The organism is Pseudomonas sp. URMO17WK12:I9 (genome assembly GCF_900230165.1).
In the GTDB taxonomy this organism is placed as follows: Bacteria; Pseudomonadota; Gammaproteobacteria; order Pseudomonadales; family Pseudomonadaceae; genus Aquipseudomonas; species Aquipseudomonas fulva.
In genome coordinates, this window is sequence record NZ_OCMQ01000006.1 from 261,171 (window position 1) to 269,543 (window position 8,373).

The 8,373-nt window shown below is 60.6% G+C and carries 9 protein-coding genes; 8 read left to right on the forward strand and 1 reads right to left on the reverse strand.

Annotation, left to right across the window (positions count from 1 at the left end; all coding sequences use genetic code 11):
• The first annotated feature begins 82 nt into the window (after window positions 1–82).
• Genes fabF through CRP40_RS14795 form a run of 6 tightly spaced genes read left to right on the forward strand, consistent with a single transcriptional unit; the run spans window position 83 to window position 5,771 of the window.
• Window positions 83–1,327, forward strand: coding sequence for a beta-ketoacyl-ACP synthase II (gene fabF, locus CRP40_RS14770; protein WP_023533084.1), 1,245 nt, complete (start codon window positions 83–85; stop codon window positions 1,325–1,327).
• Window positions 1,327–2,142 carry an aminodeoxychorismate lyase gene (gene pabC, locus CRP40_RS14775; protein WP_027914362.1) on the forward strand — a complete coding sequence of 272 codons (816 nt, stop codon included), beginning with the start codon at window positions 1,327–1,329 and terminating at the stop codon, window positions 2,140–2,142. Before fabF ends, pabC begins: the two co-directional genes overlap by 1 nt.
• A gap of 4 nt (window positions 2,143–2,146) precedes the next feature.
• Window positions 2,147–3,340, forward strand: coding sequence for an endolytic transglycosylase MltG (mltG, locus tag CRP40_RS14780; protein ID WP_042139780.1), 1,194 nt, complete (start codon window positions 2,147–2,149; stop codon window positions 3,338–3,340).
• Between the two features lie 9 nt (window positions 3,341–3,349).
• Entirely contained in the window at window positions 3,350–3,982 is a 633-nt protein-coding gene (gene tmk / locus CRP40_RS14785; RefSeq protein ID WP_027914363.1) for a dTMP kinase, read from the forward strand.
• Entirely contained in the window at window positions 3,975–4,961 is a 987-nt protein-coding gene (locus tag CRP40_RS14790) for a DNA polymerase III subunit delta' (RefSeq protein ID WP_027914364.1), read from the forward strand. Before tmk ends, CRP40_RS14790 begins: the two co-directional genes overlap by 8 nt.
• Window positions 4,962–4,988: 27 nt before the next feature.
• Window positions 4,989–5,771 (forward strand): TatD family hydrolase, encoded by a 783-nt coding sequence (locus tag CRP40_RS14795; RefSeq protein WP_027914365.1) that lies wholly within the window; start codon window positions 4,989–4,991, stop codon window positions 5,769–5,771.
• Window positions 5,772–6,741: 970 nt separating this feature from the next.
• Here CRP40_RS14795 and CRP40_RS22010 read toward each other — a convergent pair.
• Window positions 6,742–6,900: a hypothetical protein gene (locus CRP40_RS22010; protein WP_154665224.1), complete on the reverse strand. Its 159-nt coding sequence runs from the start codon at window positions 6,898–6,900 to the stop codon at window positions 6,742–6,744.
• A gap of 68 nt (window positions 6,901–6,968) precedes the next feature.
• Between CRP40_RS22010 and CRP40_RS14805 the strand changes: the two genes are divergently transcribed.
• Together CRP40_RS14805 and CRP40_RS14810 are read left to right on the forward strand one after the other, a co-directional pair.
• Window positions 6,969–7,604, forward strand: coding sequence for a TetR/AcrR family transcriptional regulator (locus CRP40_RS14805; RefSeq protein WP_023535859.1), 636 nt, complete (start codon window positions 6,969–6,971; stop codon window positions 7,602–7,604).
• Between the two features lie 100 nt (window positions 7,605–7,704).
• Entirely contained in the window at window positions 7,705–8,310 is a 606-nt protein-coding gene (locus CRP40_RS14810; protein ID WP_027914366.1) for a DUF4823 domain-containing protein, read from the forward strand.
• Window positions 8,311–8,373: the final 63 nt, after the last annotated feature.

Below are 8,373 nucleotides of genomic sequence, written 5' to 3' on the forward strand. Positions count from 1 at the left end.
CGCATCGAGAGCTTGTTGCCATTTCATTCCGTCCAACTGGATGCAATGGCAAGAAACTCTGTCATTAGAAAAGGAGAGTACTGTGTCGCGTAGACGCGTCGTGGTCACCGGTATGGGCATGCTGTCGCCACTGGGTACCGATGTACCGAGCACCTGGCAGGGCATTCTGGCTGGCCGCAGTGGCATCGGTCCGATCGAGCATACGGATCTTTCTGCCTACTCCACCCGTTTTGGTGGCTCGGTGAAGGGCTTCGAGGTTGAACAGTACTTGTCGGCCAAAGAGGCTCGCAAGCTGGATCTGTTCATTCAATACGGTTTGGCAGCCGGTTTTCAGGCAGTGCGCAACGCCGGCCTGGAAGTGACCGACGCCAACCGTGAGCGCATAGGCGTGGCCATGGGCTCGGGCATCGGTGGCCTGACCAATATCGAGGAGACCAGCCGTACATTGCACGACGCAGGCCCTCGGCGCATCTCGCCGTTCTTCGTGCCAGGCTCGATCATCAACATGATCTCCGGCTTCCTGTCGATCCACCTGGGCCTGCAAGGGCCGAACTACGCCATCGCCACCGCCTGCACCACCGGTACCCACTGCATCGGCATGGCTGCGCGCAACATTGCGCATGGCGAGGCTGACGTCATGATCGCCGGCGGCGCTGAAATGGCCGCCTGTGGGCTCGGCATGGGCGGGTTTGGCGCATCGCGCGCGCTTTCCACCCGCAACGATGAGCCTGCGCGGGCCAGTCGCCCCTGGGACAAAGGCCGTGACGGCTTCGTCCTGTCCGACGGTGCCGGTGCCTTGGTGCTCGAAGAACTTGAGCACGCCAAGGCACGGGGTGCAACGATCTACGCCGAGCTCGTAGGGTTTGGCATGAGCGGTGATGCTTATCACATGACGTCGCCACCCGAATCGGGCGAAGGCGCAGCCCGTTGCATGGTCAATGCCCTGCGCGATGCCGGCGTGCAGCCGCAGGAGGTCAGCTACATCAACGCCCACGGCACCTCGACGCCGGCGGGGGACTTGGCCGAAGTGGCAGCCATCAAGCGCGTGTTCGGCGAGCACGCCTACAAGCTGGCCGTGAGCTCCACCAAGTCGATGACCGGGCACCTGCTGGGGGCTGCCGGTGCGGTGGAGGCCATCTTCAGTGTGTTGGCGATCAACAGCCAGATGGCGCCGCCCACCATAAACCTGGATGAGCCGGACGAAGGCTGTGACCTGGACTTCGTGCCGCACCAGGCCCGCAGCATGCCGATCGATGTCGTGCTGTCCAATTCGTTCGGCTTTGGTGGCACCAACGGCTCCCTGGTGTTCCGCCGGTTCGCCGAGTGATGCAAAGCTGGGTCGATGGCACGCCTGCGGCTGCGATCAACCTGCACAACCGCGGGTTGGCGTATGGGGATGGTCTGTTCGAGACCTTCGCTGTACGCAAGGGGCAGCCCTCGCTGCTGGATGAGCACATGGCGCGTTTGGCACTGGGCTGTCAGCGCCTGTCCATCGCCACCGACGTGGCCCTGGTGGCCGATGAAGTAAGACGCTATGCCGCTCAGCTGGGTGAGGGCGTGGCCAAGCTGATCCTGACCCGCGGTGACAGCCAGCGCGGGTATGCACCCGCATCTGGCGTCGTGGCGCGGCGCATCCTGCAAGCCAGCCCGTTGCCCATCTACCCAGCCGAACACGCCGAGTTGGGCGTGCGCCTGTTCATGTGCCAGACCCGGCTCGGGGAACAACCCTTGCTGGCAGGGCTCAAACACCTCAACCGCCTCGAGCAGGTGCTGGCACGGTCCGAATGGCAGGGCGGCGAATACGCCGAAGGTCTGATGCGTGACGGTCAGGGCCGGCTGATCGAGGGTGTCTACAGCAATTTGTTCCTGGTCAAGCAAGGCACGCTTCTTACTGCCAAGCTTGATCGCTGCGGGGTAGCGGGCGTGATGCGCGCCGCACTGCTGGCGCGGGCGAAGCTGATGAATATCCCTGTGCAAGTGCGTGACCTGGCGTTCGATGAGCTCGGACAGGCTGATGAAGCATTCGTTTGCAATAGTGTTTACGGCATCTGGCCCGTCCGCACTGCAGGCGCGCTAAACTGGCTGCCTGGCCCGCTCACCCGAACGTTGCAGGCCGTTGCCCGTACGTTACTGGAAACCTGAATTCGTGAGACGTAAATTCCTGCTGCTGCTGGAAATGTGCCTGATCGTCATGGGCCTGGCCCTTGGCTGGTCGGCCTGGAAGGTCCATTCGGTGTTGGATCAACCTGTGCATGTGGCACAGGAGCGCCTGCTGGATGTGCCCAATGGCGCTACGCCCAATCGCATGTTCTACCGCATGCAACAAGAGGGGCTGTTGGACGACGCGCTATGGCTCAGGTTGTACTGGCGCTTCAACATGGCCGGCGTGCCGCTGCATACGGGCGAGTATCGCCTGACCCCCGGCATGACCGTGAAACAGCTTTTCGACGCCTGGCAGCGGGCCGACGTGGTGCAATACAACCTGACCCTCGTCGAAGGCTGGACGTTCCGCCAGGTGCGCGCGGCGGTGGCCAAGCACGAAAAGATCAAGCAGACACTTGATGGCCTCTCCGATGCCCAAGTCATGGAAAAGCTGGGGCACGCTGGCGTGTTCCCGGAGGGCCGCTTCTTTCCGGACACCTATCGCTTCGTGCGCGGCATGAGCGATGTGGAACTGTTGCAGCAAGCCTACATGCGCCTGGAAGAGGTGCTGGCGCGCGAGTGGGCGGAGCGCGCCCGCGACCTGCCTTATCGTGATCCTTATCAGGCACTGATCATGGCCTCGCTGGTGGAAAAGGAAACCGGCATTCCACAGGAACGCGGGCAGATCGCAGGCGTCTTCGTCCGCCGTCTGCGCCTGGGCATGATGCTGCAGACCGATCCAACGGTCATCTATGGCATGGGCGAGCGTTACAACGGCCGCATCACACGCGCTGATTTGCGCCAGCCGACGCCTTACAACACCTACACCATGACTGGGCTGCCGCCGACACCTATTGCGATGGTCGGCCGTGAGGCCATCCATGCGGCGTTGAACCCGGCAGATGGCACCAGCCTTTACTTCGTCGCGCGCGGTGACGGTAGCCACGTCTTTTCCGATGACCTGGACGATCACAACTCTGCTGTGCGCGAGTTTCAGCTCAAGCGTCGGGCAGATTACCGCTCAAGCCCCGGCACCGCGCAGCCAACCCCCTCGGACAATGTGGCGCCGTCCGGTTCATCTCAGGCGCCTGAGGCGGGAGCATCGGATGATGCATCTGCTCCGGCCGCTGCGCCTGAACAGGGTAAGGTCGATGGCGATCGGGCGACCGAACCGTCGGCGCCCGACGCCCCCCAATAAGGACTGTATGTGAGCGGCTTGTTTATTACACTGGAAGGCCCCGAAGGCGCGGGCAAGAGCACTAACCGGGAATACCTGGCTGCCCGGCTGCGCGAGCAAGGGCTGGACGTGGTGCTGACCCGCGAGCCAGGCGGCACGCCACTGGCTGAAAAGATTCGTGAGTTGCTGCTGTCGCCGAGCGATGAGGCGATGCACGCCGATACCGAGCTTTTGTTGGTGTTCGCTGCACGCGCTCAACACCTTGCACAGGTGATCCGACCGGCGCTGGCGGGTGGGGCGGTGGTGCTGTGTGACCGGTTCACAGATGCAACTTACGCCTATCAGGGGGGCGGGCGCAGCTTGCCCGTCGACCGTATCGCGACGCTTGAGCAGTTCGTGCAGGACGACCTTCGCCCTGACCTGACGTTGGTGTTTGATCTGCCAGTCGAAGTAGGCCTGGCCCGCGCCGCAGCGCGAGGGCGGCTGGATCGGTTCGAGCAGGAAGGGCAGGCGTTTTTCGAGGCGGTCCGTCGCGCCTACCTGGAACGCGCAGCTGCGGCACCCCAACGCTATACGTTGCTGGATGCGTCGCAGTCGCTGGCGAACGTTCAGCAAGCGTTGGACAGATTGCTGCCAGGTATCGTGGAGCGCTGCCGTGGCTGATGCCTATCCTTGGCAGCAGACGCTATGGGAGCAACTGGCTGGCCGCGCCCAGCATGCCCATGCCTATCTGCTGCACGGTCCCAAGGGGATAGGCAAGCGTGATCTGGCCGAGCGTCTGATGGCGCGGCTGCTGTGCCAGCGGCCTAATGGCACGCTGCCTTGTGGCCAGTGCAAGTCCTGCCATTTGCTCAAGGCCGGTAGTCACCCTGACAACTTCATGCTTGAGCCTGAAGAGCTGGACAAGCCAATCAAGGTGGATCAGGTCCGTGAACTGGTTGCATTCGTCGCTCAGACCGCGCAGTTGGGCGGGCGCAAGGTCGTCATGATCGAGCCTGTCGAATCGATGAACGTGAACGCCTCCAATGCGCTGCTCAAAAGCCTGGAGGAGCCTTCTGGCGACACGGTGCTGCTGTTGGTGACCCACCAACCCAGCCGCTTGCTGCCTACCATCAAGAGCCGTTGCCAGCAGGTCACCTGTCCACAGCCGACCAAGGCCCAGAGCCATGCCTGGCTGGCCAGCGCCTTGCCGGAGACTGATGAGGCCCGGCGTGACGATCTGTTGACCTTGTCTGCCGGCTCGCCGCTGTTGGCCCTGAGTCTTCATCAACACGGCGTGCATGAACAGCGTGCCCTGGTGACCGACGGTGTGAAGAAGCTGCTCAAGCAGCAGCAGTCGCCCAGCCAGTTGGCCGACGCCTGGACAGCCGTGCCGTTGTTGTTGCTGTTCGATTGGTTTTTCGACTGGGCCCAGCTGATCCTGCGTTACCAGTTGACCCAGGACGATGATGGGCTCGGCATGGCCGACATGCGCAAGGTGGTGCAATACCTTGCGCAAAAGAGCCGTCCGGCCAACGTCCTCGAGGTTCAGGCCTGGATCCTTGAGCAGCGTCAGAAAGTGTTGAGCAAGGCGAACCTGAACCGTGCTTTGCTGATCGAATCGTTGCTGGCCCATTGGCTACAACTGCCAACTGGGCGCTGACTTTAATCCTTATCCGTGTGTGTACCCATGCTTGTAGATTCCCATTGCCATCTTGACCGCCTTGACCTCAGCGCCCACGGGGGTTCGCTCGATGCTGCCTTGAAGGCAGCACGCGCTCGGGGTGTCGGGCACTTTCTGTGCATCGGTGTCAGTGCCGAAAATGCAGGCGCAGTCAAAGCGTTGACCGAGCAATACAGCGATGTGGATTGCTCGGTAGGCGTTCACCCGCTGGACCTGGCGCCGGGTGCAGCGCCTGCCCTGGACTGGCTGTTGACCGAATTGGCCCATCCCCATGTAGTGGCGATCGGTGAAACCGGCCTGGATTACCATTACGAGCCGGAAGCTGCCGAACTGCAGCAGGCGTCATTTCGCTTGCACCTGGAAGCTTCGCGGCAGACGGGAAAACCGGTGATCGTCCATACCCGAGCGGCCCGTGCCGATACCTTGGCGCTGTTGCGTGAGGCGAACTTGCCGCAGGCAGGCGTTCTGCACTGCTTTACCGAAGACTGGGAAATGGCCAAGGCGGCGTTGGATCTTGGGTATTACATCTCGCTTTCGGGGATCGTGACGTTCCGTAATGCCGAGGCGTTGCGGGAGGTGGCGCGGCAGGTGCCGACGGATCGGCTTCTGGTGGAAACCGACTCGCCGTATTTGGCGCCGATTCCCTATCGGGGTAAACCTAACCTGCCTCAATATGTGCGGGAAGTCGCTGAATATGTGGCTTCATTACGGTGTGTCAGCTATGAACAGTTGGCTGAGCAGACCACTACAAACTTCAAGCGGTTGTTTCCGTTGGCAAGGGTTTGCTAAGCCGCATACTCTGAGTTAACGCTGCAGCTGCAGCTGCAGCTGCAGCTGCAGCTGCAGCTGCAGCTGCAGTTGCTCTTGCTCCTAAGTGCGCTGTAGTCCAGGCGCCGCAGATCGCGACTTCAGGAGGCCGAGCGCAGGGCTTGCGGAGGGAGGTGACGGGCATGGATGCCCGTCAAGCGCTGGGCCCCAGGATGGGGCCTGCAGCGCGGTCCTCCCGGGAGCAAGCCCGGAGCGAGGGAACCCCGGAGCGCAGCGTAGGGGCCGGATGATAGGAGCAGGCGGTTTTTGCTTACTTTTTGACAAGACAAAAAGTGAGCCGCCGTAAAGGCGGAAGGGTGACTGTGCGCCACCCGCGCCAATGAATACCAACTCGATATATGCGCCCACGCTTTGAAGTTTGAAGTTTGAAGTTTGAAGTTTGAAGTTTGAAGTTTGAAGTTTGAAGTTTGAAGTTTGAAGTTTGAAGTTTGAAGTTCGATGGGTTGGTGTGGGTATTGATAGAGCGCATAGTCCATTTGCGATGGCGACGCTTAATCACCTTTTCGCCCTTACGGCGAGTTACTTTTTGTCAAACGCCACAAAAAGTAACCAAAAAAGGCTGCGCTCCGTTCATACGGCCCCTACGCTGCGCTTCGGGGTTCCCTCACTCCGGGCTTGCTCCCGGGAGGACCGCGCTGCAGGCCCCATCCTGGGGCCCAGCGCTTGACAGGCATCCATGCCTGTCACCTCCCTCCGCAAGACCTGCGTTCGGCCTTCTGAAGTCGCGAAGATCAAGATCAAGATCAAGAGCAAGAGCAAGAGCAAGAGCAAGAGCAAGAGCTGAACGGTAGCGTGGGGGTCGCGGGGATCTGCTTTACGCTAGCCACCCAACCCCCCCTCAAAAAAAACCCGGCTTCTGGGGGGGAATCCGGGTTAAGACCATTAGGAGTAGAACAAAGGTACGCGGTCCCTGAGTACCTTTATCGCCGCGTCACTCGGGGGGATGCGCCGCGCCGACCCCTTGAGTATTGCCCAGGCTACGCACAATGCCAGGCAAAATTGATCGTTTTTTAAACAGATTTGGAATACTCCAGGCCAGGCTGCCAACGATCAGGATCACCCGCACACCACCGAAAACAGAGGTGACCACGGATGATCCGTGCAATTTCGCGCAAGTTAGGCATAATAATCCGCTTCGATCGTCAGCCAGTCCTTCCCATGCAGAAAGAACCTCGTAAGGTCCGTGAGTTTCGCCGTCGCGAACAGGAAATCCTAGACACCGCACTCAAGCTGTTCCTCGAGCAAGGCGAGGACAGCGTCACCGTCGAAATGATCGCCGACGCCGTGGGTATCGGCAAAGGCACGATCTACAAGCATTTCAAGTCCAAGGCAGAGATCTACCTGCGCCTGATGCTCGACTACGAGCGCGACCTCAATGAGCTTCTGCATTCGGCCGATGTAGACCGCGACAAGGAAGCCCTGTCTCGTGCCTACTTCGAATTTCGCATGCGCGACCCGCAACGCTACAGGCTCTTCGATCGTCTGGAAGAGAAGGTAGTCAAGGGTAACCAGGTGCCGGAAATGGTCGAGCAACTGCATAGCATTCGCGCCTCCAACTTCGACCGCCTCACGCAACTGATCAAAGGCCGCATCAGTGAGGGCAAGCTTGAAGATGTACCCCCTTATTTCCACTATTGTGCCGCCTGGGCATTGGTCCATGGGGCGGTAGCGCTCTATCACTCCCCGTTCTGGAGCAATGTGCTGGAAGATCAAGAAGGCTTCTTCCAGTTCCTGATGGACATCGGCGTACGCATGGGCAACAAACGCAAGCGCGACCCCGACCCAGCCAGCTGAGTCAGCACCGGCCCAGGCGTGTGGCCAACCCAAAACTGGCGCAAAAGCTGCATTCGTCAGCCATTCGCCGGCTTTTTTGACGCCGGCCCTTGGAGGAATGATGCGGAGCCTGGTCTTGGTGCTGACGCTTGCGGCGTTGGCCGGGTGCATGAAAGTAAGTGATATGGGGGAAGGTGTTCGCTACCACATGAGCGATGCCGGCCTGCTGGATCACAGCGATACCCGTCGTACGCTGTCGATCCGACTGCAGCCCGATTCCTTTATCTTCATTGGGCAAGGTGCATTCGTGCCGCCCGGTAAAGGCCCGGTCCCGCAGCAGAATGCGGTGGCCGAAGAGGCCTTCAAAAGCTTCGTTGAGTATTTTCCGATGCTACGCCGTGCCGAGGCACCGCTGGGCCTGGAAGAGGCCATTGCGCAGGCACGCTCATTTGGGGCCGATTACGTGCTCTATACCCGTTTCGCTCGTACCGATGACCGCATTGGCAATGGGGACGAGTGGTACGACGAACAGGCCGTGGACCGACTGGGTTGGGATAGCGGCGTGGTACAGATGATGCTCATCGAAACCAGTACCCGCTACCTGATAGACACGGTCCGTATCAAAAGCCGTGGCGGTTTGTTGACGTTCCACGACCAGACGCCCAGGGATTTGCTTGCTGCGCCCATGCGCGAGTACGCTCGTAGCCTTCTTGGCATGAGTCGATGAGGCACTGCGATGAATGAGACGGGCAAGGCCAATGACCTGCTGACACAGCTTCCAACGTCCAAG